The following is a 25605-nucleotide window of genomic DNA, read 5'->3' as shown; positions in this document are numbered from 1 at the left end:
AATCTCCTGAAGTTATTTGATGGCGCCGAAGGACAGACCGCGCACGAGCTTGTTCTGCGCGACCCAACCGGCAAGGACGACGGGAAGTGCTGCGAGCGTCGCAGCGGCGGACAGGCGAGCCCAGTACAGGCCCTCTCCGGTGATGAAGCCGACGAGCGCAACCGGAACGGTCTGTGCTTGCACCGCAGTGAGGTTGACGGCGAAAAAGAACTCGTTCCAGGAGAAGATGGTGCAGATCAACGCCGTTGCTGCGATTCCTGGCGAGACCAGAGGCAAAATAACCTCGCGCACCGAGGTCCACAGCGACGCACCGTCCATACTGGCGGCCTCGAGCAGTTCGCTGGGAACTTCGAGGAAGAACGAGCGCATCATCCAGACCGCGATCGGGAGGTTCATCGCTGTGTACAGGATGATCAGCGCCCAGATGTTGTCGAGCAGACCGATGTCGCCGACGATGACGTACAGCGGCACGATCGCCGCGACGACGGGGAGCATCTTGGTCGATATGAAGAAGAACAGCACGTCTTTCGTCTTCTTGACCGGGCGAAGCGACAAAGCGAATGCAGCCGGAACACCGAGCAGCAGAACAAGAGACGTCGAGACGATCGTCGCGAACGCCGAGTTCAGCAGTGCCGTTCCGATGCCGCTGGACAGCACCGCGCTGTACTGATCCAGTGTCGGGGTGAAAAACAGCTTGGGCGGGTCGGAATAGGCGTCGCCCTCCTGCTTGAAGCTGGTGATGACCATCCAGAGCACCGGGAAGAAGAACCCGAGACCGACGATCCAGGCCACGACCGTCCAGATGGTTCCGGTGCTGAAACCTTTCTTGCGCTTGACTACCTGCGTGTCGGTGGTGGTGCCGGTATCTGTTGCAGTACTCATCAGGCTGCCTCCTCGTTCCCACTGAAGCTCTTGAATATCAATCGAAGTGCGAGGGTGCTGACGAGGATGGTGGCGATCACGGTCACCACACCCATGGCAGCGGCCTGACCGATGTCGAAGCCGAGGAACGCACGTTGGTAGATGTAGAACGGAAGGTTCGCCGAGGCAACACCAGGTCCGCCCGACGTCATCATGTAGACGGCGTCGAAGGTGTTGACAAGGTAGATCGCTCCGAGCACGGCACCGAGTTCGATGAATCGGCGCAGATGCGGAAGCGTCAGTTCACGAAACAGCGAGAACGCGCTTGCCCCGTCTACTCGGGCAGCTTCGGAGATGTCCTTGGGCATGGACTGCAGACCCGCGAGGATCAGCAGCATCATGAACGGCGTCCACTGCCAGACGAGATTCGTCATGACCGCGGCGAGCGGAAAGCGCGAGACCCAGTCGATCTGCCCGACTCCGAAAGGTGAAAGCGCGAAGTTGATCAGCCCGAAGACCGGATCGAACATCGTGGTCTTCCAGATCAGCGCTCCGGCTACCGGGGTCACGAGGAACGGCGTGATCAGCAAGGTTCGAATGAGGCTGCGACCGATGAATTTTCGGTCGAGCAACAACGCCAGGAACAGTCCGAGGATCACCGAGATGATGACGGTTCCGACGATCATGATGACGGTGTTGAGTGCCACCTCGCGGAACTGACTGTCCCTGAATACATCCACGTAATTGTTGAGCCAGTTGAACTTTCGTGATCCCGGGCGAACCAAGTTCCACGACTGAGTGGAGTAATACAGCGTGAACAGGAACGGGATCTGGGTGACGATGATTGCGAACACCATTGCCGGCAGCAGCGGGCCGCGGCGACGCCAGCCTTCAGCGCGCGTGATCGTGCGCGGACGCGGAACGAACTTCTCGGAATCGGTGTGCGTCAACCGTTCTTCGGTCGTGGTCATCGCTGGCCCTCCTGATACGTCTTACCGACCACTTCGGCGTATTGCTGCGCTTGTGCGAGCGCATCGTGGACGCTGACTCGTCCTGCCACTGCTGCACTGACCTGTTGACTGACGCGTGTGCCGAGGTCCTGGAACTCCGGGATCGTCAGGAACTGCACTCCGGTGTATGGGACCGGGTCGACCGTCGGGTTCTTCGGATCGGCGCCCTCGATGGACTCGAGCGTCAACGGACCGAAGGCCGCGGCTGCTTCCTTGTACTCGGGAATATCGTAGGTCGAGAGACGGCTACCGGGAGGTACACGCTCCCACCCCAGTTCGTTGCCGACCTTCTTCAGGTACTCCTTGCTTGTCATCCACGAGACGAATTTCCAGGCATCGTCGGGATGCTCCGAGGTCGTGGGGATGCCGAGTGCCCAGGAGTACAACCAGCCGTTGTCGCCCTTGACTTCACTCGGAGCCTTGGCATAACCGATATTGCCGACAACTTTGCTGGCGGTCGGGTCTTCGAGAACCGAGACTGCGGAGGTGGCGTCGTACCACATTGCGGTGTTTCCCTGCGAGAGCTGCGTGGCGCATTCGCTGAATCCACTGGTAGCAGCGCCGGCCTGGCCGTGCTCGCGCACGGTGTCCACGTAGAACTGGACGGCCGCCTCGACCTGCGGGCTGTCGAGCTGTGCGTTCCAGTTCTCGTCGAACCAGCGGCCACCGAACGCGTTGATGACGGTGTCCAGCGGCGCCAGAACCTCACCCCAGCCGGGCTTTCCGCGCAGGCAGATACCGGAAACTCCGCCGTCGGGATCGTCGAGCTTGGCCGCGGCGTCGGCGACCTGCTCCCACGTCGGCTCTGCCGGCATCGCGATGCCGGCAGCCGCCATGAGGTCCTTGCGGTACATCAGGAACGAGGACTCACCGTAGAACGGCACGGCATACATGCTGCCGTCGTAGGACAGCGATTCCTTGAGCGTCGGGATGAAGTCGTCTTCGTCGTAACCCGGCGTGGCATCGGCATATTCGGAGAGGTTGTCGAGCCAGCCGTTCGCGGCCCACTGCGGCGTCTCGAAGTTACTGATCATGACCACATCGAATTCACCGCCACCGGTTGCGACCGATGCGGTGATCTTGGCACGGGCTTCGTTCTCGGACAGCGACACGAACTTCAGATTGATGCCGGGATTGTCGGCCTCGAATGCGGGCGCGAGCGAAATCGCGTCCGTCATCTGCGAGTTCGACACGATGGCGACGGTGATGGTCGTGCCATCACTGCTGCCCCCGATCGAACCAGCGCCGGCGCAGCCGGACACAACCAAGGTCGTCGCGAGCGAGGCCGCGACGGCCACTTTCGGTAATACCTTCACTTAACTTCCTTCCTTCGTCTGCGCCAACAGCCAGCGCGCACTTTCGATGTCGGTAACCAGAACGGAAGCGAAGCCGCCGCGTAATGCACCGAGAATTGCCTGGTGCTTCTTGACCCCACCGGAGATCAACATTGCTCGGTCACAGTCGCGGATGGCATCGAGTCCGACCGATACCGTGCGCTCCGGTAGCGAGCCACCCGTCGGTGTCCCGTCAACCGAGAAGAACCTGCCTCCGATCTCTCCCACTGCGCCCAAATGCTGCAGTTCGTCGAGAATCTCGAGATCGATGAAGCTGCCCTCGAACAACGTCGTGGAGGTGGAAACGGGACCGAGGCCGTACATCATCACATCGGCCTCGGTCCCGGCTTGAAGGGCACGCGAGATCACCGAGTCCTGCTGCAAGGCAGTTACTGTCGCCGGATCGGCATACAGCGGTGCATTGAGCCGAACCGGTTTCGCCTGCAGGTAGTCGGCGCAGCGGCCGAGGGTGTACTCCACGCCAGTTTGGTAGTCGGCCGAACTCATCGAGCCGTCGAGTTGAACTACCTGAGCGCAACGCGCGCCGCGAGTCTTGAGCGAATGCGCGACGGCGACGGTTTCCGGACCCCACGTGAATCCCACAGTGTCCGCGCCCTGCAGTCGGCGCGAGAGCATCGCCCCCGCCGCGCGACCGAGCGATCCGTATCCGTTGTCGGTGCCGTCGATGACATCGGGAACGACGAGGGCCTCGGTGAGTCCGAACATTTCTTCCAGCCCGCGCTCGACATCGGCGTGGACGGTGCCCTGTAGCTCGTCGGGCACATGAATCTCGATGGTCACGAGCCCCTGGGTGCGCGCTCTGGCAATGAGCCGGCCTGCGGTCGGGCGTGAGACACCGAGTTTGACGGCGATCTGCGCCTGAGTGGCGCCTTCGAGGTGATACATCGACGCCGCGCGTAGGGCGAGCCGCAGGTCGTCGCTCGACTTGGACGAGCGGTGCGAGTCCGGCACCTCCGGAACCGATGTTGTCATGACGCCCCTCGTCGAGTGTGAGCATATGCTCACAGTGTGTTCTTCTGCTCATTAAGCTAACATTCAGGTGTGATCTACACAACACCCACCTCTCGCGAGTCGCCGCCGCCACAGACGATGCAGGCGAGCGTTCTCACAGGTCCCCACGAGATCCGCTTGGAGGAACGACCCGTCCCGACGCCTGCGGCCGACGAGGTTCTGGTCCGAGTCACTGCGGTCGGTGTCTGCGGATCCGATGCGCACTACTACCGCGAGGGACGCATCGGCGATCACGTCGTGGGTGGCCCACTCGTGCTCGGTCACGAAGCCGCCGGAGTCGTCGTCGCCGTGGGTTCGGGCGTCGCCGACACGCGCATCGGGCAGCGAGTCTCCGTCGAGCCGCAGCGTCCCGACCCGACCAGCGCCCAGTCCAGAGCCGGCCGCTACAACCTGTGCCCGGCAATGGAATTCTTCGCGACACCGCCCATCGACGGTGCGCTGGCAGAGTACGTGCTGATCCAATCGGTGTTCGCGCATTCGGTTCCCGACGAGATCTCCGACGAGGCAGCTGCCCTGTTCGAACCGCTGTCGGTGGGCATCGCATCGGCGCGCAAGGCCCGCATCACACCCGGCTCGAGCGTGTTGATCACGGGCGCAGGCCCGGTCGGACTGGTCACCGCGCAGGTTGCGCGAGCATTCGGCGCGACGACAGTCATCGTGAGCGACATCGACGAATCACGTCGAGTCAACGCAGCAACGTTCGGTGCAACCCAGGTGATCGATCCGGCCGTCGACGACGTGCGGGCACTGGAAGTCGACGCATTCATCGACGCGTCCGGTGCCGCGCGGGCCGTCGTCGACGGAATTCATGCGGTGCGGCCGGGCGGTACCGTCGTTCTGGTGGGAATGGGCGCGTCCGATTACGCCGTGCCGATCTCGCTCATCCAGAACCGCGAACTCGTCCTGACCGGCGTGTTTCGCTATGCCAACACGTGGCCGACGGCTCGCGAGCTCGTCCTCGCCGGTCTCGTCGACCTCGATTCGATGGTGACGGCTCGATTCGGACTCGATGGCGTCGAGGATGCCTTGAACGCAGACAAAGTAGCCGGAAGCATCAAAGCCGTGGTGATCCCGGGCTTGAAGAAGGAGACGAACGCATGAAGTTGAACGCACACACCCTCGACGACTTCATCGAAGACGTCGAGGTACCCACTTACGATCGCTCCGACGTGACCGTCGGCATCGTCCACTTCGGCGTCGGCGGATTCCACCGCGCACACCAGGCCATGTATGTCGACCGGTTGTTGCAGCAGGGCGAGGTGTCGGACTGGGGCATCTGTGGGGTTGGAGTTCTCGAACACGACCGACGAATGAAAGATGTCATGGAGGCACAGAACTGCCTCTACACGTTGGCGCTCAAGCATTCCGACGGAACCTGGGACACCCGTGTGATCGGCTCGATCGTCGAATATCTGTTCGCGCCGGACAACGCCGAGGCCGTCATCGAGAAGATGGCAGCGGAGACGACGAGGATCGTCTCGCTCACCATCACCGAGGGCGGTTACAACTTCTCGGCGACGACGGGCGAGTTCGACGCCGAGAACCCTGCCATCGTCGCCGACCTGGTCGACGGCGCGACGCCTGCCACCACGTTCGGTCTGGTCACCGAAGCTCTTGCGCGCCGCAAGGATCGGGGACTGAAACCGTTCACGATCATGTCGTGCGACAACATCGAGGGCAACGGCCACATGGCACAGTCGACGTTCACGACGTTCGCGCGCCTGAAGGACCCGTCGTTGGCAGACTGGCTCACCGCCGAGGGAGCGTTTCCCAACTCGATGGTCGATCGCATCACGCCCGTGACCACACCTGAGGTGGTGCAGGGACTTTCGGAGCGGTACGCGATCGACGATCAATGGCCGGTCGCGGCCGAGCCCTTCACGCAGTGGGTGCTCGAGGACAATTTCACCCTCGGCAGGCCGCCGTTCGAAGACGTCGGCGTACAGGTGGTGGACGATGTGACGCCGTACGAGTTGATGAAGCTGCGGTTACTCAATGCCAGCCACCAAGCTCTCTGCTACTTCGGCTACCTCAGCGGGTATCGGTTGGTGCACGAGGTTGCGCAAGATCCGTTGTTCGCCACATTCCTGTTGGCATACATGGACAACGAGGCAACCCCGACGCTGCAACCCGTGCCGGGAATCGACCTCGGCGACTACAAGAAGACGCTGATCGAGCGGTTCTCGAACCCGGAGATCCGCGACACCGTAGCGCGACTCTGCGCGGAGTCCTCGGACCGAATTCCCAAGTGGCTCTTGCCCGTGATTCGCATGAACCTCGACAGCGGCGGCGAGATCGTACTGTCCACCGCCGTCGTGGCGAGTTGGGCCCGCTACGCCGAGGGCATCGACGAGCAGGGTGAACCGATCGAGATCGTCGATCAGCTGAAAGACACACTCGTCCCGATCGCTCAGAAGCAGAAGGACGATCCGACGGCGTTCATCGCCAACCGCAGCGTGTTCGGCGACCTGATCGACAACGAGCGGTTCGTCGCCGAGTACACGAAGCAGTTGGCGTCATTGCACGAGAACGGTGCGCGGGGGACGCTCCGCGCCCTGTGAGTGGAAATACGTTGCAGGGGACGTATTTCCGCTCACGTGCGGGCGAAGCTCGCCGTCCCGACCGTCCAGTCCGCGGCCTGCTCGCTCAGCGTGAAGCCCAGGCCCGGGCGATCCGAGAGATGCATTCTGCCGTCACGGGTTTCGAGGTGCTCGTTGAATAGCGGGTCGAGCCAGTCGAAGTGCTCGACCCACGTCTGCAGCGGGTAGACCGCCGCCAGGTGCAGGTGGATCTCCATCGCGAAGTGCGGTGCGAGCTGCAGATTCTTGTGCTCCGCGAGCGCTGCAAGCTTTAGGAACTGCGTGATGCCGCCGATGCGCGGGGCGTCGGGCTGCAGGATGTCGACGGATCCGGCCTCGATGAGCCGCACGTGCTCGCCGACGCTGGCCAGCATCTCACCCGTCGCAATCGAGGTGTCGAAGTTGGTGGCGAGCATCGCATGCCCCTCGGCGTCGTACGCGTCGAGTGGTTCCTCGATCCACACGAGGTCGAACTGCTCGAGAATGCGGCACATACGGTTGGCGGTGGGGCGATCCCATTGCTGGTTGGCGTCGACCATCAGCGGCACGTCGTCGCCGAGGCGCTCACGCACAGCGGTGACGCGTGCAATGTCGGTACGCCAATCCGGTTGTCCCACTTTGATCTTGATGCCGCCGATACCCGCGGCGAGTGATGCCGTCGCATTGTCGAGTACCTCTTCGATCGGCGTGTGCAGGAATCCGCCCGAGGTGTTGTAAGTCTGAACCGAGTCGCGGGTCGAACCGATGAGCTTGGCCAGCGGCAACTGCGCACGCTTGGCCTTGAGGTCCCACAATGCGATGTCGATGGCGGCGATGGCCTGCGTCGCGACGCCGCTGCGGCCGACAGATGCGCCTGCCCATTGCAGCTTGGTCCAGATCTTGCCGATGTCGTTGGGATCCTCGCCGATGAGAACCGGGGCGATCTCCTGAGCATGAGCGAACTGGGCCGGCCCGCCCGCGCGCTTGGAGTAGCTGAAGCCGATGCCTTCGTGGCCCTGCTCGGTGCGGATCTCGGCGAACAGGAACGCGACCTCGATCATCGGTTTCTGGCGGCCGGTCAACACCTTGGCATCGCTGATCGGGTTCTTCAGCGGGAGCGTGATCGACGACAGCTTCACGTGAGCAATGCGATCGATCGTCGCGTCCCCGGCAGCGAGTGCCTTGATCGCGGCGTCGGGTGCAGTCAACCCGCTTGTCGGCTTCGAGCTCGCGGCGGTTTCCACAGCAGGTGGACGGAAAGAGGTGGACACTGCTCAGTCTCCCTTGATCAACGGTGTTGGTGCGCTACCTCACACGGTATTCCTCCGATCAATTCAGGTCCAACACCAATTGTGCATCCGCTGATACCTGAACTGCATCGACCGAGGGGCACGACCGGGCTCCTAGTCGACAAGTCGTTCACCGGTGACGATTCCGAATAAGTGAGTGCGCTCGGCGGCGTAGGACAGTGTCACTGTCTCGCCGCGCCGAGGAGGAGTGCGGCCGTCGGCGCGCACAACGATGGGCTGTTTGATGCCGTTGATATCGGCCTGGCCGTACACGTAGGCGTCGGCGCCGAGTTCCTCGACGACGTCGATGGTGACCTCGAGGCCTTCCCCGGTGGTGATCGCGAGGTCCTCGGGGCGAACACCGAGCGTCACCGAACTTTCACCGATGCCGGCGACGGCCGATCGCGGAACGGGGACAACCTGACCGCCGAATCGCACTCCACCGTCGACCAACGGCAGTTCGAGCAGATTCATCGCGGGTGATCCGATGAAGCCGGCGACGAAGACATTGTTGGGATGCTCGTACATGCGGCGCGGGGTGTCGCACTGCTGCAGCACTCCATCCTTGAGAACGGCCACGCGATCACCCATCGTCATGGCCTCGACCTGGTCGTGCGTGACGTAGACGGTGGTGGTCGCGAGGCGACGCTGGAGTGCCGAGATCTGCGCACGTGTCTGAACGCGCAATTTGGCGTCGAGGTTGGACAGTGGCTCGTCCATCAAGAAGACCTGCGGCTTGCGGACGATGGCACGGCCCATGGCAACACGCTGACGCTGACCGCCGGACAGCGCTTTGGGCTTGCGGTCCAGGAACTTGGTGAGGTCGAGGATCTTGGCGGCGTCCTCCACTCGGCGTTTGATCTCCGACTTGTCCTCACCGGCGATACGCAGGCCGAATCCCATGTTCTCGCCGACTGTCATGTGCGGGTAGAGGGCGTAGTTCTGGAACACCATCGCGATGTCGCGATCTTTGGGTTGGAAGTCGGTGACGTCCTCGCCGCCGATGGTGATGGCGCCGCGGTCGACGTCTTCGAGGCCCGCAAGCATGCGGAGCGAAGTGGATTTGCCGCAGCCCGACGGACCGACGAGGACGAGGAATTCGCCATCCTCGATCGCGAGGTCGAGGCTGTCGACGGCTGCCTTGTCGCCTCCGGGAAAGAGCTTGGTGACGTTCTGGAACGCAACGGTTGCCATGATGGGTGTCTCCTTCACCGGCAGGAACGTGCCGGACGATCCGAGTGGGAGTTCGAACGTAAAGTTCATGTATGTGAATGTGAGTCAAGATGGTGACTTCATTTCGAAGTATGTACTAACGTGATCCGCAGCACAAGAGATTCTGCGAAGAGAAACGAGCGAACATGACACGACTGTTGATCACCGGCGCCGCCGGCAATATGGGAAAGATGCTGCGGCCCTTGCTGCGTCGCCCGGACCGTACGCTGCGACTGTTCGACATCGCCGAGATCACCGACCTCGACGGCGACACCGAAGAGTTCGTCCAGGGCTCCGTCACCGACCGCGCTGCTCTGGCCGCCGCAGTCGAGGGGGTCGACGCAATCCTGCACCTCGGCGGGTTGAGCACTGAGGACTCGTGGGCCAACATCTTGTCGATCAACGTCGACGGCACCCAAGCGATCTTCGACGCCGCAATCGCCCACGGGGTCACCCGCGTCGTCGCCGCGTCGAGCAACCATGCCGTTGGATTCTGGACGCACGACGAGGCAGGTGGCGAACCGCTTGCCGGCGACGTCGCCCCGCGTCCCGACGGCTTCTACGGCTGGTCGAAAGCTGCAGTCGAGGCGCTCGGACGGCTGTACCACGACCGCTTCGGTATCGACGTCGTCAACCTTCGCATCGGATCGAGCTTCGAGAAGCCGCCGAACTACCGGGGCCTCGCCAGCTGGATGTCGCCCGCCGATACCGCGCGCCTCATCGAGGCGTCACTGTCCGACAGCGCAAAGGGATTCCACACCGTCTGGGGGATCTCGAAGAACTCGCGTGCCTGGTGGTCGGGCGCCGAGGGTGCCGCAATCGGGTACGAGCCGCGCGACGATGCCGAGCAGTTCGCCGAGGAATTCCTCGCCGCGCACGAGTGGAGCTTTTCGGATCCGATCCTCCAGCGGGTCGGCGGAGCGTTCTGCGACCAACCACTGGGGCAGAGAATGCACTGAGCTGGCTGGGGCTCACTTCGAGGTGACCGAATGCCCCATTCGGTCACCTCGCACTGTCCAAAACCCCGAAAATTACGACGAGTATTGCGCGATGATCGAGCCCAGCGCATCGAGCTGCGGCCGGTTGACGAGTCCGAGGTGGTACAGGTGCAATTCGTTCGCGCCCGCGGCTACGGTGGCCGCGACATGGGCTCCCACCTCGTCGAGCTTCTTTGGCGGCAGCACCGACACGTATGCACCGACAGCGACGTTCTCGCCGACGAGCGCCCGTGTCTTCTCTACCACCGCAACGGTTTCGGCTGTCCCCGGCCACGCGGAGACGAGGACGGCGTCGACCTCTCCCCTGGCGTTCGCGGTCAGGGCAGGCGAGGGTCCGGTCTTCCACGGATCAGGGTGGCCGTGGAGGGTGATGTGCACTTCGGAGGACTCCGCGCGCACCGCCGCGAGTACCTCACGTCGCAGGGTGTCGGAGTCTGCGTGGCGCACCGCGAGGACGGCGTCGGCTTCCTCCGAGCTCAGGACATCGGTAATCGAGGCACCAGGCAACAGCGTTCCGTCGGACAGGGCGTCGACCCCGTCCCGAAGTTTTGCGACGATCTTGTCGGCATCGACACCATGCTCTCCCCATGCTGCGAGCTCGCGTGCGGTGCAGCTGATCGACATCAGAGAGTCGCCGACGCCCGGGTACGCACCGTCGGTCTTCTCGTGCGGTCCGACGTGGGCGAATCCCAGCTGACCGGCGGCCTCGATCGAGACTCCACGGAGGTCGACGCCTCGAACAGCCTCGCCCGCGAGGGTGCGTGCGTACGCGACGATGTCGGGGTGACCGGGAGAAAGAGCGTACGGGTACCGGTCTCCGAAGCAGTTGACGACGGTGGCGTCGGGATGAGCGTGACCGACTATCGTGCTGTGCGACAGCACGATCCACGCGTGCACATCGATACCCGCATCGTTCAAAATTCTGGCGGCATCACCGAAGGCATCCTCGGATCCTCCCCAGGCGGCTGTGCGGGCGGCAATCTTCAGGCCGTCCCACGCCCCTGGGCGCAGCGGTCGATACAGCGCGGCGTGGTGGGCATCGACCACCTTGTGCTGCGGATGCAACGGCGTCGCGGCGCGAGTGGAGTGGTAGCTGGCAGCAAGGGCGATCTCGCGAATGCCCAGTTCCCGGGCCCGTTCGACGAAGCAAGGATCACCCAGCACGTCCCAGGGATAGGCGTGCGCAACGATGCGATCGACAGTGTTCTCGGACATGGATAGCCCCTCAGGATTAGTTCAACACACAGGACGGAGTTCACACATGGGAACACAACACGAGCCCAGCTGTCCACGGTCGGACCTGCGTCGCGACATCCTCCGCGCCCTCGGCATGCCCTCCCACCTGCACGAGAGCAGCCCAGGTGTCACCTACGGACGCGCCTGGACCCGCGACGGCATCGACGGCGTCGAACTGACCTGGAACTGCCAGTCCGGGCACCGCGCCCCCACCGAAGCCTGGCTCCTGACACCCGCCGGAACCACAGTCACCGAGCTTCATGCCGTCCTGCTGCTCCACGGCCACGACGGCATGAAGTTCTACGGCAAAGAGAAGGTCGCGGATGGACCGGACGGCATCACCCCCGGAGTCGTCGAGCTACGCAAACGCGGGTACGACGGCCAGGCCGTGGCCGCATCACTCGTCGGCGAAGGGTTTGCCGTCCTCGTCCACGACGTCTTCCCTTGGGGCAGTCGCCGGGTGCGCTGGGACGATCTTCCGGCCCGCGCTCGACAAGCGGACAACTACGAAGCCGCAGCCCGCGAACACGAGCACGGACTCGCCAAGGTCGCTGCCCTCACCGGCACCTCCTTGGCCGGCCAGGTACTTCAAGAAGACCTCGTCGCCCTGGAAGTCCTACGCACCCTCACACGTCGGAAAATTGCCGCGGCCGGCTTCTCCGGGGGCGGCGCACGGGTCGCGCATCTTGTTGCATCCGCGGACCTCGATGCAGCCGTGATCACGGCGATGATGAGCACGTTCGACGACATTGCGGCGGGTCACGCCGACGACACCACCTGGTTGATGATCACCCCTGGCCTGCCTGCGGTCTGCGATTGGCCGGACGTGGCAGCGTCAGCGTCGCCGATGCCGCTCTTGGTCCAATTCGCCCTGGCAGACACCCATTTCGGCCTCCAGGGAATGCGCGACGCGGAAAGCATGCTCCAGCGGGCCTACGACGGCGCCGCAACCCTCACCACCGAATGGCACGAGAGCTGCCATCGCTTCACTGCCGAGATGCAGCGATCGACCGCCCAGTGGCTTCGATCGACCGTGTGACTCGCCACGCTTGACATGTCTTGTGACTGCCGTCATAGTAAATCCAGTAATTCACATAGCAGACGCGAGTTCATATACGTGAACGGATGAGAATGAACGAGAAGAACCCGAATTGCGCGCGCACAGCCGGATTCACGCGGTTCGCTCAGCACTTCCCGTCACCCTGAATTTCGTCCCCACCGCATCTTCATCCCCACCGCATCTTCGTCCCCCGCATCTTCTCGCCCCATGAAACTTCCTGTCGGACCCAGACTCGTCGGCACCCGCCGGCCCCGAAAGCTTCGGAGCGTCAACCATGGTCACCACAATTCCCCCTCGCACAGGAGGGAAGCAGACACCCAGCGCCTCCCCCGCGCCGAGGACCCGTCGTCGACGCAGGATCTCGGCGCCCTACATCCTGATCGCTCCGGTCGTCATCCTGCTCGCCGTCTTCATCTTCTACCCCGTCGGCAGTGTCTTCTACTACAGCCTGCAGTACTACAATCCGACGACGCCGTGGGACAACGGTTTTGCCGGGCTGGAGAACTTCAAGCTGATGTTCGCCGACGACCTCTTCTGGAACAGTTTGGTCGTCACCGCCAAGTGGGTCGCGACCCAAGTCGTCTTCCAGCTGATCCTCGGGCTCGGGCTCGCGCTGCTGGTCAACGAGGTCTTCCGAGGCCGCGGATTGGCTCGTGCTCTGGTGTTCTCGCCGTGGGCAGTGTCCGGCGTTCTCACCACCGGCATCTGGCTGTTGATCTACAACCCGTCGACCGGTCTGTTCAAACTTCTCGGCAACATGGGCATCGGCGACGGCACGGCCGCTCCCATCGCAGACCCGGACACCGCGTTCTGGGCCACCAGCGTCGCCGAACTCTGGCGCGGCGTACCGTTCTTCGCGATCCTTATCCTCGCCGAGCTGCAGAGTGCGCCGAAGGATCTCTACGAAGCCGCGAACGTCGACGGCGCGAACCGGTGGCAGCGCTTCCGCTTCGTCACCCTCCCGCACCTGAGGGCAGTCATCATCCTCTCGACGCTTCTCCGCGGCGTCTGGGAGTTCAACAACGTCGACCTGCTCTACACACTCACCGCGGGCGGGCCCGCGGACGTCACGACGACGTTGCCGCTCTACGTCTCTCAACTCGCCACCACCGCACAGGACTTCGGATACGGCTCGGCGCTGACCACCGTGGCATTCGTAATCCTGCTCTTCTGCTCGATCCTCTACTTGCGCCTGAGCAAGTTCAACAGCGACAAGGCCTGAGAACATGACCACTACTGCCGATCGCCCGGTGATCCAGAAGCAGGACACCGAATCCTCCGACCAACAGCGCGTCTACAAGAAGAAGCCCCGAATCTTCAGCGTCGGACTTCCACTGGCGATCTACCTGCTGTTCACGCTGGTCCCGTTCTACTGGATGATCGTGTTCGCGTTCCGCCCCGCCGGGTCCAATTCGATGCTCCCCTGGCCCATCACGTTCGAGCACTTCGACACTGTCTGGAACACCCTCGGCTTCAGCTTCTTCTTCAAGAACAGTCTGATCGTCGCCGGCCTGTCGCTCGTACTGACCACCTTCGTGGCACTGGCAACAGGATATGCACTGGCACGCTTCAAATTCCGCGCCAGGATTCCTCTGGTGATGGCGCTGCTCTGCAGCCAGTTCGTCCCCGGCGCGATGCTGCTGATCCCGCTGTTCCAGGTTTTCCGCGAAATGGGTCTCGTCAACAACCTGTTCGGCCTCATCGTCGCCGATACTGTCTTCCAACTCCCTCTCGCCGCAATGCTCATGGCGGGCTTCATCTCTCAGATCCCGGTGGAACTCGAAGAAGCAGCGATGGTCGACGGATGCTCCCGGCTGAAGGCGTTCCGCATCATCATCATGCTGCCGCTGCTGCGTCCCGGCCTGATCGCTGTCGGATCGTTCGCCTTCATCGGTAGCTGGAACAATTTCCTGTTCGGCCTGATGTTCATCTCCAGCCAGGACAAGTTCACGCTCCCCGTCGGATTGAGCTACACCATCGGTTCCTACAACGTCGACTTCGGCGTATTGGCGGCCGGCGGCCTCATCGCCGCGGTGCCCGTCGTCGCAGTCTTCGCCGTCATCCAGAAATACCTCGTCCAGGGCCTCAGCGCCGGAGCGGTGAAGGGCTGATCATGAAGAACACCAATCTCACCCGCCGGACCTTTTTGGTCGGCGCCGTCGCTACCCTCGTCCTTGCCGGCTGCAGCTCCGAAACCTCCCTGCCCGACGGCGCCCTCGGCGACCCGAACAACGGCACCCTCACGTTCTGGGACAACAACGCCGGACCGGACCGGACTCCGTTGTACGAAGAACTGATTCGCCGTTTCGAAGCGGGGAATCCCGGGATCGATATCGAGTACGTGGGGCTTCCGTCGGACAGTGCGCAGCAGAAGTACCAGACCGCTCTTGCCGGCGGTTCCGCCCCCGACCTCGGCATCGTGTCGACGGCTTACCTTGCACCACTCGTTGCACAGAACGCCGTCATTCCGTTGGACGACTTCATGGCAGCCTCGCCTCAGACAGCCGACTACGACCCGAAAATCATTGCCTCGGCCATCGAATCCGGCGGCGGCGAGAACCTGTACGGCCTGCCCTACACCAGCAACAACGCAACGCTCTGGTACCGCGCCGATTGGTTCGACGAAGCAGGCATTGCACCGCCCGGTACCTGGGACGAGTTCTACGACGCCGCCGCCGAACTCACCGACAAGGACCAGGGCCGCTACGGGTTCACCATCCGCGGCGGCGGCGGTTCGATCTACCCGTTGCTGCAGCACATGTTCGCCACGACCGGTATCGAGAATTTCTTCGACGGTGGCGAGTCCACGGTCAACCGGCCAGAAATGGTCGAGGCCATCGAACGGTTCGCAGCGCTCTACGACGTCGACACCCCCACCGCGGATGTCAACAACGGCTTCCCTCAGATGGTTGCCAGCTTCGGCGGTGGTTCGGTGGCGATGATGCAGCACAACCTCGGCTCGCTCAGCAACCACAAGAAGGCGCTCGGCGACAAGGTCGGTGCCGTCGCACTTCCACTTGCGGACAACGGCGTTCGCACGGTCATGACCGATCCGTTTCCGTCGTACACGGTCTTCAAGAGCAGTCAGCACCAGGCGGCAGCGTGGAAGTTCCTGGAGTTCATGACCAATCCGGAGTCGCAGGCGTACTGGAACGAGAATGTCGGACAGATCCCGGTCAACACCGTTGCACGATCCGCTGATTCGTTCAAGGAGATGCAGTCCGTTCAGGCTGCGCAGGCAGCTCTCGATGATCCGAAGACCGTCCTCGTCACGCCGCCCGACTACCTGCCCGATTTCGGCAAGATCGTCCAGGTACAAATGCTCGGTCAGTGGCAGAAGGTTTTGATCGGCCAACTGAGCGCGCAAGACTTCGCTGACGACTTCGCCGAGAAGCTCAACCGCAGCAAGGCCAAATACGATGCCCGCCAGGGTAAATAGGGGATCAGACATCATGTCCAGCGTCATCACGGAAGTTGCCGTGCAGGTGTTCAAGACGGAGGCGCGCACTGCGGTCGACTCGTACGGACACCGTCACCCGGGACCATCGATCCAGACGATGCAGGCATTGCTTCGCATCACCGACTCCGACGGGGTCAGCGGTTACGCCGTCGGCAAGCCCAATTACCTTCGCCAGGATCAGGTGGAGCAGTCGTTCAGATCGGTACTGATCGGAGCCGACCCACTCGCCCGAGAAGCCATCGAGAAAAAGTTTGCCATTCGTCAGCGCACCAAGGCCGTCGAGCTCCCCGAGCACACGCTCAGCTATCTCGACCAGGCATTGTGGGATCTCGCAGGCAACAAGTTCGACACCCCGGTGTGGAAGTTGCTCGGCGGCGCTCGCAGCGAGGTCAAGGCGTACGCCAGCACGATGTGCGGTGACAACACCGAAGGTGGATTGTCCTCACCGCAGGACTACGCCGCCTTCGCCGTCTCCCTCAAGGAACGCGGATACAAGGGCATCAAGCTGCACACGTGGATGCCGCCGCTACCGGGCGCTCCCGACGTCAACCGCGACATCGAGGCCTGTGCCGCGGTGCGCGACGCCGTCGGGCCCGGTTTTTCACTGATGCTCGACGGCTACCACTGGTACTCCCGTACCGAGGCGCTCTCACTCGGGCGCGAGCTGGACCGGCTGAAGTTCGACTGGTTCGAAGAGCCGATGGACGAGTTCTCGCTGCGGTCCTACAAATGGCTCGCGGATCAGATCGACACCCCGGTGATCGGCCCGGAGACCACCCCCGGCCGGCACAAGTCGCGGTCCGAGTGGATCGTCAACGAGGCCTGCGACATCCTCCGAGTCGGAGCGATGAACGGCGGCGGCATCACACCTGCGCTCAAGACGGTGCACATGGCGGACGGCTTCGGTCTGAACTGTGAGATCCACGGCAACGGTGCACCCAACCTCGCACTCGTCGGCGGGGCATCCAACATCCAGTGGTACGAGCGCGGGTTGTTGCACCCGCACACCGACTACGACTGGGTCCCGCCCCACCTCGAGTCCATCGTCGACCCCATCGATGCGAGAGGAATCGTGCGCATGCCGGAGCGACCAGGATTGGGTGAGGAGTACGACCACGACTACATCGCCCAGAACCTCGTCTCCGAGTATTGATGTCTATAGGTGAAACTCGGTTCCAAATGAGGGACACTGTCATCATGGTGAACGATGTGAGAGACGGTCTACCCGCTACCGCCGCGCCGGAGAGCCAGCCGGTGAAGTCCGCGGAACGCACCATTCACATCCTCGAGACGCTCGCGGCGTCGCCGACTCGCATGAGTCTCGGCGAGTTGCAGGAGGCGTGCAAGTACCCACGATCGTCCTTGCACGCGCTCTTGCGCACCCTCAAGGAACTGCGGTGGATCGAAGCCGACGAATCGGGCTCGCGCTACGGCATCGGCACCCACGCGCTGCTGACCGGCACGTCCTACCTCGACAAGGATTCGGTGGTCGGGCGGGCTGCGGCAGTGCTCGAAGACCTGCGCTCGGATGTCCGGCACACCGTTCACTTCGCGCGCCGTGACGGAGACAGTGTCATCTACCTCGCCAGCCGAGGATCCAAACTCGAAGTTCGCCGCATGCACCGCGTCGGCCGCAAACTGCCGTGCCACGTCACTGCGTTGGGTCAGGCTCTGCTCGCGGAGCTCACCACCGACGAGGTCACGCAGCTGCTCCCGCAGAAGTTGGAGGCGTACACCCCCAACACCATCGTCGACCGCGGCGTTCTCATCGCCGAGCTGGCCGAGGTCCGCAGGCGCGGATGGTCCTTGGAACAAGAGCAGGGAACCGTCGGCGTCGTCTGTATCGCGACGGTGGTGCCGTACCGCATCCCCGCATCCGATGCGCTCAGCGTTTCCATGCCTGCCGAGGTGGCGTCGTATCCCGGCGAGCTCGAGCGTATAGCGGGGGTACTGACCAAGCACGCCGACGCGTGGGCGCGGGAGCTCCGGGCCGAAGGGGTGCGCTGACGCCTATGTGCGCGGAAATACGTCCCCTGCGACGTACTTTCACTCACATACGGGAGATGTTCCGAGCGATATCGCCCACCCGCCCGACGAACGTGTGGCGGGTAACTCCGGACGAGTGCGGGGTCATCAGAATATTCGCAAGGTCTTCGAAGGGAAGCGAACTCGGCTTTCCGATGCCATCCGACGTCGGGTACCGGTACCAGACGTCGATGGCCGCGCCTGCGATTGTTCGGTTCGACAGAGCGTCGAACAGCGCCTGCTCCTGAACCAGCGGACCGCGCCCGACGTTGACGAGAATGCCATCGCTGCCGAGTCTTCTCAATTCGGCGACGCCGATCATTCCTCGCGTTCGGTCGGTGAGCGGTGCGGACACGACAACGATGTCAGCCCAGTCCATCAGCGTTCCGAGCCATGACCCATCAGCCGACCATTCGAGGCTCGCGGACGATGCATTCCCGCTACCGGTCACGGCGGCCCCATGAGCGCCGTAGGCCTCGAAAAGCTGCCACGCGCGTTGACCGATGTGACCGAACCCGACGAATCCGATCCGCGCACCGTTCAGAGACAACGGTTGCGGAATGGACGGGTCATAGACCGAGGTTTTGAACACGGCCGTCCGCAAGGCTCGGTCCTGCTCCAAGAATCTACGACGCAGCATGACTGCGCTCGCGACGATGTATTCGGCGATGGAGTTCTCGTGGTGAAAGGTGTTGCACACCTGAACTTCCGGACCCAGAGCCGAGCGATCCACGTTGTCGGTTCCGGCACCGGCGACGTGCACCATTTTCAACCGAGGAGCAGCCTTGCCCATCGCGGCGCTGAACCGCCCGCCGACGTAGACATCGGCGTCGGCCAGCTCTTCGACCGCCAGAGTCTCCTCGAACGGCACCACCCACACGACCTCGGCATCATCCGGTAATGCAGTCTCGAACTGCTCCTTGTGCGGGAGGACATTCCGATCTCCGACTACTACTTTCATCGAAGGAGCGCGGGCCGCTTGCTGTCAAAGGCCCACCCGTCGATCAGGTACTGCATGCCGATCGAATCGTCGCGCGCACCCAGGCCCTCACGCTGGTAGAGCTCGTGCGCAGCATCCACCTGATCCCAATCGAGCTCCACACCGAGACCCGGCCTGTCGGGAACCGTCAGGTAGCCGTCTTCGATTTCGAACGGCGCCTTGGTGACGCGCTGACCGTCCTGCCAAATCCAGTGCGTGTCGATGGCGGTGATGTCACCCGGCGCAGCCGCAGCGACATGGGTGAACATGGCCAGCGAAACGTCGAAGTGGTTGTTGGAGTGCGATCCCCACGTCAGACCCCAAGCGTCGCACAGCTGCGCGACACGGACCGAGCCGTTCATCGTCCAGAAGTGCGGGTCCGCGAGGGGGATGTCGACGGCGCCGGATCGGATCGTGTGTCCCATCTCGCGCCAGTCGGTTGCGATCATGTTGGTGGCCGTCGGAAGTCCCGTGGCACGTTTGAATTCTGACATCACCTCGCGGCCGGAGAACCCGCCCTCGGGGCCGACAGGATCCTCGGCGTAGGCGAGCACGTCCCGCAGCCCGCGGCAGGTCTCGATCGCGTCCTTCAGTAGCCAACCACCGTTGGGATCCAACGTGATTCGCGCCTGCGGAAAGCGTTCGGCAAGTGCTGTCACAGCCAATGCCTCCTCCGCTGCCGGCAGAACCCCGCCCTTGAGCTTGAAGTCCGCGAATCCGTAACGGGCGTGCGCAGCCTCGGCCATCCGTACGATGGCGTCGGGAGTGAGGGCCTCCTCGTGGCGCACGCGCAACCACTCGTCGGCAGAAGCGCTTTCGTCGGTCGCGCTGCGATAGGCGAGATCGGTTTCGGCCGAATCGCCGACGAAGAACAGATAGCCGAGGGCTTGGACCTTCGCACGCTGCTGGCCGTCACCGAGCAACGCGGCGACAGTGACTCCGAGATGTTGGCCCAACAGGTCCAGCAGCGCGGACTCGACAGCAGTGACCGCGTGGATCGCAATACGAAGATCGAACGTCTGCGCCCCGCGCCCACCGGAGTCCCGGTCCGCGAACGCAGCCCGCATCGAACCCAACACCGCGTTGTACGTCCCGATGCTCGCCCCTTCGACGAGAGGTCGTGCATCTTCGAGACAGCGCCTGATCGGTTCCCCGCCCGGCACCTCACCCACTCCGACTCGGCCGTCCGAATCGGTGAGAACGACGAGGTTTCTCGTGAAGTACGGCGCGTGTGCGCCGCTGAGGTTGAGCAGCATGCCGTCATGGCCGGCGATCGGAACCACACGCATCTCGGTGACGACGGGGGCGACGTTTTGTGCGTTCATTGCTCGACCTTCTTGTCAGGAGACCTACCAGTGAGCGGGCTCACAAAACAGTAGAAGTCGAGACCAATTCCTGTCTAACACCAAAAGGGCATGGGTCGATTCACGATCGGTATCGGAGCACTTTATTGGAGACGGCAAGGTCACGAGCAACGATACCGAGACTGCATCGACAGCACGACATTTTGACTTGGACACGTATCAATCAGCCTTCTACCGTGGGTAGCTATGAGTCAGGTCACGCCACGAGCTGCTGGCCGATCGACAAGCACACGACAAGGAGTCACCCCATGACAGCATCACTGACGCAGTCCACCGAGCTCACCGGCGACATGATCATCGCGGGCAAGGCCGTGCGGGGTACAGGCGCCGAGGTGCGCGGGATCGACCCTGCTACCGGACAGACGCTGGAGCCGCCGTACCAGCACGGCGATATCGCCGACGTCGACGCGGCTGCCGCCGCGGCCGCAGCCGCTTTCAACGACTACCGCAGCACCACTTCGGAAACCCGCGCTCAGTTCCTCGAAGCCATCGCCGACAACATTGCAGCCCTCGGCGATACGCTCATCGAACGCGCAGTCGCAGAATCCGGTCTGCCGCTCGGACGCATCACCGGCGAGGTCGGCCGCACCACCGGCCAGCTGCGCCTCTTCGCCTCGGTGCTTCGCGACGGCGGATGGAACGGCGCCCGCATCGATCCGGCATTGCCGGATCGCACTCCGCTACCACGTGCCGACATCCGCCAGCGCAAGATCCCGCTCGGACCAGTCGCCGTGTTTGGCGCCAGCAACTTCCCGCTCGCATTCTCCGTTGCGGGCGGCGACACTGCGTCTGCTCTCGCCGCGGGTTGCCCCGTCATCGTCAAGGCACACGACGCTCACCCCGGCACCTCGGAGCTGGTCGGCCGCGCCATTGCCGGTGCCGTCGCCTCCACCGGAATGCCGTCGGGAACCTTCTCGCTGCTGTACGGCTCGGGGCCCACGCTTGGTACCGCTCTCGTCACCGATCCCCGCATCAAAGCCGTGGGGTTCACCGGATCACGTTCGGGAGGAACGGCTCTGGTCGCTGCTGCAGCCGGTAGGCGTGAACCGATTCCGGTCTACGCCGAGATGAGCTCCATCAACCCAGTGTTCGTTCTCGACAACGCCTTGCAGTCTCGCGGCGCAGATCTGGGACGGGCATTCGTCGCCTCGTTGACTCTCGGATCGGGTCAGTTCTGCACCAACCCGGGGCTGGTCATCGCTGTCGACGGGCCCGGGTTGAACTCGTTCGTCTCAGCAGCGCAGGAAGCAGTGTCCGAGTCGACCCCCACCACGATGCTCACGCCCAACATCGCGTCCACCTATGCGCGCGGCGTCGACGAGCTCGGCAAGTCGGCAACGGAGCTGGCTCGCGGCACCGAGACCGACGCGCCCCACGCAGGTCGCGCTGCCCTCTTCGTCACCGACGCGAGCAGCTTCGTCGCCTCGGAGGTCGAACAACAGGAGGTCTTCGGTGCGTCGAGCCTCATCGTGAAATGCACCGACGCCCAGCAGGTACGCGAGGTTGCGGCACTGCTCGAAGGACAGCTCACCGCGACCATCCACACCGACGGCGACGATCACACCGAAGCAGGCAAGCTGCTCTCGGTCCTCGAGCTCAAAGCCGGACGAATCCTGTTCGACGGCTGGCCCACTGGAGTCGAGGTCGGTCACGCCATGGTCCACGGCGGACCGTTCCCCGCGACGTCCGACTCACGCACCACCTCGGTCGGTTCACTCGCCATCGAGCGCTTCCTCCGACCTGTCGCGTACCAAGATGTTCCGAAGTCATTGCTACCCAGCGCAATCGCCGACGGCAACCCGGACAAGATCTGGCGCCGCATCGACGGCTCCCTCACCCAAGACTGACCTACCCCCTGCGCTGAAATGGAGATCGAAATGCTCGACGGAGTCCTCTTCTTCCCTGTCACCCCGTTCACCGGTTCAGGCGAGGTCGACTACGACCTCCTCGCAGCCCACGTCGCCAAAGGCGTCGACGCAGGCCCTGGTGGAGTGTTCATCGCCTGCGGCACAGGTGAATTCCACGCGCTCGAAGCAGAAGAGTTCGGCAGGATCGTCGCCGTCGCCGTCGACGTGGTCGCAGGCCGCGTGCCCGTTTACGCCGGCGCGGGCGGATCGGTCGCGCAGGCCAAGGCATTCGCCCGCAGCGCAAAGGCCAACGGCGCCGACGGAATCCTCCTGCTCCCGCCGTACCTCGTCACCATGCCGCAGGCCGGCCTCGTGGCATACACCAAGGCGGTCGCCGACGCCTCCGACCTGCCGCTCATCGTGTACAACCGCGGCAATGCGCGCTTCACCGAGGTATCGGCCGTCGAGGTATCCCAGTTTCCGACGGTAGTCGGATTCAAGGACGGCACAGGCGATCTCGATCAGGTCGGCCGCATCGTTCGCGCAGTAATCGACGCCCTGGAGCCGTCGGGCAAGCCTTTCCAGTTCTTCAACGGGCTGCCCACCGCAGAGGTCTCGCAACAGGCGTACCACGCGATCGGCGTGACGCTGTACTCGTCGGCGACGTTCGCCTTTGCACCGGAGCTCGCGCTCGCGTTTTACCAGTCCATCCAGACCGGCAACGAGAAGCTCACCGCCGCGCTGCTGCGCGAGTTCTTCCACCCGCTCGTGCGTCTGCGCGACCAGGTACCCGGATACGCTGTCGCGCTGATCAAGGCAGGCGTCACGATGGATGGCATCGCTGCCGGGCCCGTGCGTCCACCGCTCGTCGATATCAGTGCTCCCCACCTCGACGAGCTGACCCAGATCATCGCCGCCGGCCGCGCCGTACTCGCGAACGAGCTAGCGCTGCACTGATGTCCGAACCCTTCAGGCTGCGCGAGCCCATTCGTATCGCGGGGGCGCGCATCACACCGGTCGCGTTCGTCGACCCGCCCCTACTCAACACCGTCGGCGTTCACCAGCCATACGCGTTGCGCGCGATCATTCAGCTCGACACCGAGGCCGGCATCGTCGGCCTCGGTGAGACCTACGCGGACACGGCACATCTCGCTCGACTGGAGGCTGCCGCGGTCGCCATCACGGGGTTGGATGTGTTCGCACTGAACGAGATTCGCGCAGCCATCGACAACCAGTTGGCCTCGTCGACCATCACCGGCGGCGACGGTGTTGCCGGAATGATCACGACGGCCAGCACCACGGACCGTGTGTTCTCGCCGTTCGAGGTCGCTTGCCTGGATGTGCAGGGCAAAGCGCTCGGCCGTCCGGTATCGGATCTGCTCGGCGGCAAGGTACGGGACACGGTCCCGTTCAGTGCGTACCTGTTCTACAAGTGGGCGGCGCACCCCGGCGCTCGGCCCGACGAGTGGGGCGAGGCCATCGACCCGGACGGACTCGTGCGTCAAGCACAGAAGATGATCGGCGAGTACGGCTTCGGTGCCATCAAGGTCAAGGGTGGCGTGTTCCCACCGGACGAGGAGATCGCCGGCATCAAGGCGCTGCGTGAAGCATTCCCCGAGCTCCCGCTCCGTCTCGACCCGAATGCCGCGTGGACCGTCGACACGTCGATCCGCGTCGCATCCGAACTGGACGGCATCATTGAGTACCTGGAGGATCCGACACCGGGTCTCGACGGGATGGCCGAGGTTGCCCGCGAGGCGAAGATGCCGCTCGCGACGAACATGTGCGTCGTTGCCTTCGATCAACTCGAGCCTGCGGTGGTGAAGAAATCAGTGCAGGTCGTGCTGTCCGACCATCACTACTGGGGTGGGTTGCAGCGATCCCGGTTGCTCGCGGGGGTGTGCGACAACTTCGGTTTGGGTCTGTCGATGCACTCCAACAGTCACCTGGGCATCAGCCTCGCCGCCATGGTGCATCTGGCCGGTGCGACACCGAACCTCACCTACGCGTGTGACACACACTGGCCGTGGAAGAACGAAGACGTGGTCGTCCCCGGAGTGCTGAAGATCGTCGACGGCGCCGTCGCCGTTCCTACCGGTCCCGGCCTCGGCGTCGAGATCGACGAGGACGCGCTCGCCTTGCTGCACCAGCAGTACCTCGACTGCGGTATCCGCGACCGGGACGACACCGGCTATATGAAGAGCATCGACCCGACCTTCAAGAATACCTGCCCTCGCTGGTAGACCAGCTTTCGCTGCTGACGCCTCGCGAATTTTGGTTCGGTGGGCGCGTGCCTTGCGTTAGATTGATACTCGCTTAACGTGTTATCGATCAGGTGCGATTCAAGGAGTGAATGAGTTGTTTTCGCTCAACCGGCTGACCTGCTTCATCGCCGTCGCCGAGGAACTCCATTTCGGTCGCGCCGCCGAACGATTGCACATGACGCAGCCACCGCTGAGCCGGCAGATCCAGCAGCTCGAGAGCGAAGTCGGCGTGGGGCTCATCGACCGAACAAGCCGGTCGGTCACGCTGACCGCCGCGGGGCTTGCGTTTCTACCCGATGCCCGGCGCATTCTCGATCTCGCCGAAGGCGCTGTCCTCACTGTCCGCCGCGTCCCCACCGGCGACCTGGGGACGGTCGTCGTCGGGTTCACGGGAGCATCCGCGCACGCGGTGCTGCCCCAGTTGCTGGAGAAGGCCCGCCAGGAGCTGCCGGATGTGAAAATTGTTCTACGCGAGATGGTCTCGGCAGTTCAGATGGAATCACTTGCCATCGGCGACCTCGATCTAGGGCTCGCCAGGCCGCCCTTGAAGCGACCAGGGATCGCCTCGAGACCGGTGCTTCACGAGGCACTTGTCGCTGCGATTCCCGTCGACCACCCACTCGCCGAGCTCGAATCGTTGACCATTGCAGATTTCGACGACCAACCGATCATCATGTATTCGCCAATTGATGCACGCTACTTCCACGAGCTGCTGATCAGCACGTTCACCGTTGTCGGCGTACGGCCTCGTTACGTGCAGTACGTGACGCAGGTGCACACCATGCTGGTTCTGGTTCGCTCCGGCATCGGTATGGCGCTGGTGCCTGCATCAGCGAAAACCCTGCAACCGGACGGCGTGGTCTTCCGCAATATCGCCACGACCCCGAAGCGGCCCGTGGAGCTCGATGCCGCGTGGCGTATCGACAACGAAAACCCGGCGCTGCACCGCTTCATGGCTGACGTCTTGCCTGCGAGGGAGTGGACCTGAGCTCCGCTCTGAATGTCTCCCGCCGAGATCGAGGCTATGTCGCGATTTGGGTGGATTTCGCCGCGTAACTTCGATCTCGGCTGGAGTA

22 protein-coding genes are annotated in these 25605 nt (G+C 63.3%); 13 read left to right on the top strand and 9 right to left on the bottom strand.

The annotated features are described in order from the left end of the window. Positions 1-12: 12 nt before the first annotated feature. Genes QMK17_RS15275 through QMK17_RS15260 form a run of 4 tightly spaced genes read right to left on the bottom strand, consistent with a single transcriptional unit; the run spans position 13 to position 4198 of the window. The gene (locus tag QMK17_RS15275; protein WP_283510115.1) at positions 13-882 is read right to left on the bottom strand and encodes a carbohydrate ABC transporter permease; all 870 of its coding nucleotides are present in this window, start codon (positions 880-882) and stop codon (positions 13-15) included. Beyond that, a complete protein-coding gene (locus QMK17_RS15270) occupies positions 882-1832 on the bottom strand; it encodes a carbohydrate ABC transporter permease (RefSeq protein ID WP_283510114.1) in 951 nt (316 codons plus the stop codon). Before QMK17_RS15270 ends, QMK17_RS15275 begins: the two co-directional genes overlap by 1 nt. Further along, entirely contained in the window at positions 1829-3187 is a 1359-nt protein-coding gene (locus QMK17_RS15265) for an ABC transporter substrate-binding protein (RefSeq protein ID WP_283510113.1), read from the bottom strand. Before QMK17_RS15265 ends, QMK17_RS15270 begins: the two co-directional genes overlap by 4 nt. Next, the gene (locus QMK17_RS15260) at positions 3188-4198 is read right to left on the bottom strand and encodes a sugar-binding transcriptional regulator (RefSeq protein WP_283510112.1); all 1011 of its coding nucleotides are present in this window, start codon (positions 4196-4198) and stop codon (positions 3188-3190) included. It abuts the gene before it with no gap. A 117-nt stretch (positions 4199-4315) separates the two neighbouring features. Here QMK17_RS15260 and QMK17_RS15255 point away from each other — a divergent pair, with 117 nt between their 5' ends. Together QMK17_RS15255 and QMK17_RS15250 are read left to right on the top strand one after the other, a co-directional pair. Beyond that, entirely contained in the window at positions 4316-5338 is a 1023-nt protein-coding gene (locus QMK17_RS15255) for an NAD(P)-dependent alcohol dehydrogenase (protein WP_283510172.1), read from the top strand. Next, positions 5335-6798 (top strand): mannitol dehydrogenase family protein, encoded by a 1464-nt coding sequence (locus QMK17_RS15250; protein WP_283510111.1) that lies wholly within the window; start codon positions 5335-5337, stop codon positions 6796-6798. The genes QMK17_RS15255 and QMK17_RS15250 overlap by 4 nt, the downstream gene beginning before the upstream one ends. Positions 6799-6830: 32 nt before the next feature. On the opposite strand, the gene QMK17_RS15245 is transcribed toward QMK17_RS15250, so the two are convergent. Then, positions 6831-7982, bottom strand: a complete 1152-nt coding sequence (locus QMK17_RS15245; RefSeq protein WP_336620155.1) for an L-talarate/galactarate dehydratase — start codon at positions 7980-7982, stop codon at positions 6831-6833. A gap of 216 nt (positions 7983-8198) precedes the next feature. Continuing rightward, on the bottom strand, positions 8199-9278 hold the full coding sequence (locus QMK17_RS15240) for an ABC transporter ATP-binding protein (protein WP_283510171.1): 1080 nt from the start codon (positions 9276-9278) through the stop codon (positions 8199-8201). Positions 9279-9442: 164 nt separating this feature from the next. Between QMK17_RS15240 and QMK17_RS15235 the strand changes: the two genes are divergently transcribed. Beyond that, positions 9443-10255: an NAD-dependent epimerase/dehydratase family protein gene (locus QMK17_RS15235; protein WP_283510108.1), complete on the top strand. Its 813-nt coding sequence runs from the start codon at positions 9443-9445 to the stop codon at positions 10253-10255. A gap of 72 nt (positions 10256-10327) precedes the next feature. On the opposite strand, the gene QMK17_RS15230 is transcribed toward QMK17_RS15235, so the two are convergent. Then, a complete protein-coding gene (locus QMK17_RS15230) occupies positions 10328-11509 on the bottom strand; it encodes a hypothetical protein (protein WP_283510107.1) in 1182 nt (393 codons plus the stop codon). A gap of 46 nt (positions 11510-11555) precedes the next feature. Between QMK17_RS15230 and QMK17_RS15225 the strand changes: the two genes are divergently transcribed. The 6 genes from QMK17_RS15225 (at position 11556) to QMK17_RS15200 (ending at position 18057) form a co-directional block, all read left to right on the top strand. Next, complete coding sequence (locus QMK17_RS15225; protein WP_283510106.1) at positions 11556-12569, top strand: hypothetical protein; 1014 nt, start codon at positions 11556-11558, stop codon at positions 12567-12569. A gap of 295 nt (positions 12570-12864) precedes the next feature. Beyond that, positions 12865-13812 carry a carbohydrate ABC transporter permease gene (locus tag QMK17_RS15220; RefSeq protein ID WP_283510105.1) on the top strand — a complete coding sequence of 316 codons (948 nt, stop codon included), beginning with the start codon at positions 12865-12867 and terminating at the stop codon, positions 13810-13812. A 4-nt stretch (positions 13813-13816) separates the two neighbouring features. Beyond that, positions 13817-14701, top strand: a complete 885-nt coding sequence (locus tag QMK17_RS15215) for a carbohydrate ABC transporter permease (RefSeq protein ID WP_283510104.1) — start codon at positions 13817-13819, stop codon at positions 14699-14701. Positions 14702-14703: 2 nt separating this feature from the next. Then, positions 14704-16029, top strand: a complete 1326-nt coding sequence (locus QMK17_RS15210; RefSeq protein WP_283510103.1) for an ABC transporter substrate-binding protein — start codon at positions 14704-14706, stop codon at positions 16027-16029. 13 nt (positions 16030-16042) lie between these two features. Continuing rightward, a complete protein-coding gene (locus QMK17_RS15205; protein ID WP_283510102.1) occupies positions 16043-17203 on the top strand; it encodes an enolase C-terminal domain-like protein in 1161 nt (386 codons plus the stop codon). A gap of 44 nt (positions 17204-17247) precedes the next feature. Next, positions 17248-18057: an IclR family transcriptional regulator gene (locus QMK17_RS15200; RefSeq protein ID WP_283510101.1), complete on the top strand. Its 810-nt coding sequence runs from the start codon at positions 17248-17250 to the stop codon at positions 18055-18057. A gap of 43 nt (positions 18058-18100) precedes the next feature. Here QMK17_RS15200 and QMK17_RS15195 read toward each other — a convergent pair whose 3' ends face one another. Together QMK17_RS15195 and QMK17_RS15190 are read right to left on the bottom strand one after the other, a co-directional pair. Further along, positions 18101-19036 carry a 2-hydroxyacid dehydrogenase gene (locus tag QMK17_RS15195; protein ID WP_283510100.1) on the bottom strand — a complete coding sequence of 312 codons (936 nt, stop codon included), beginning with the start codon at positions 19034-19036 and terminating at the stop codon, positions 18101-18103. Then, entirely contained in the window at positions 19033-20379 is a 1347-nt protein-coding gene (locus QMK17_RS15190; RefSeq protein ID WP_283510099.1) for an enolase C-terminal domain-like protein, read from the bottom strand. The genes QMK17_RS15195 and QMK17_RS15190 overlap by 4 nt, the downstream gene beginning before the upstream one ends. A 287-nt stretch (positions 20380-20666) precedes the next feature. Here QMK17_RS15190 and QMK17_RS15185 point away from each other — a divergent pair, with 287 nt between their 5' ends. From QMK17_RS15185 to QMK17_RS15170, 4 genes are all read left to right on the top strand, one after another. After that, a complete protein-coding gene (locus tag QMK17_RS15185; protein WP_283510098.1) occupies positions 20667-22265 on the top strand; it encodes an aldehyde dehydrogenase (NADP(+)) in 1599 nt (532 codons plus the stop codon). Positions 22266-22283: 18 nt separating this feature from the next. Continuing rightward, positions 22284-23222 carry a 5-dehydro-4-deoxyglucarate dehydratase gene (locus QMK17_RS15180; RefSeq protein ID WP_283510097.1) on the top strand — a complete coding sequence of 313 codons (939 nt, stop codon included), beginning with the start codon at positions 22284-22286 and terminating at the stop codon, positions 23220-23222. Beyond that, complete coding sequence (locus QMK17_RS15175; RefSeq protein ID WP_283510096.1) at positions 23222-24508, top strand: glucarate dehydratase family protein; 1287 nt, start codon at positions 23222-23224, stop codon at positions 24506-24508. Before QMK17_RS15180 ends, QMK17_RS15175 begins: the two co-directional genes overlap by 1 nt. A 115-nt stretch (positions 24509-24623) precedes the next feature. Further along, positions 24624-25517: a LysR substrate-binding domain-containing protein gene (locus tag QMK17_RS15170; protein WP_283510095.1), complete on the top strand. Its 894-nt coding sequence runs from the start codon at positions 24624-24626 to the stop codon at positions 25515-25517. Positions 25518-25605 lie beyond the last annotated feature (88 nt).

Origin of the sequence: Rhodococcus sp. G-MC3, from assembly GCF_030063335.1 — a bacterium.
Lineage (GTDB): Bacteria > Actinomycetota > Actinomycetes > Mycobacteriales > Mycobacteriaceae > Rhodococcoides.
This window is presented reverse-complemented; position numbering and strand designations above follow the sequence as displayed.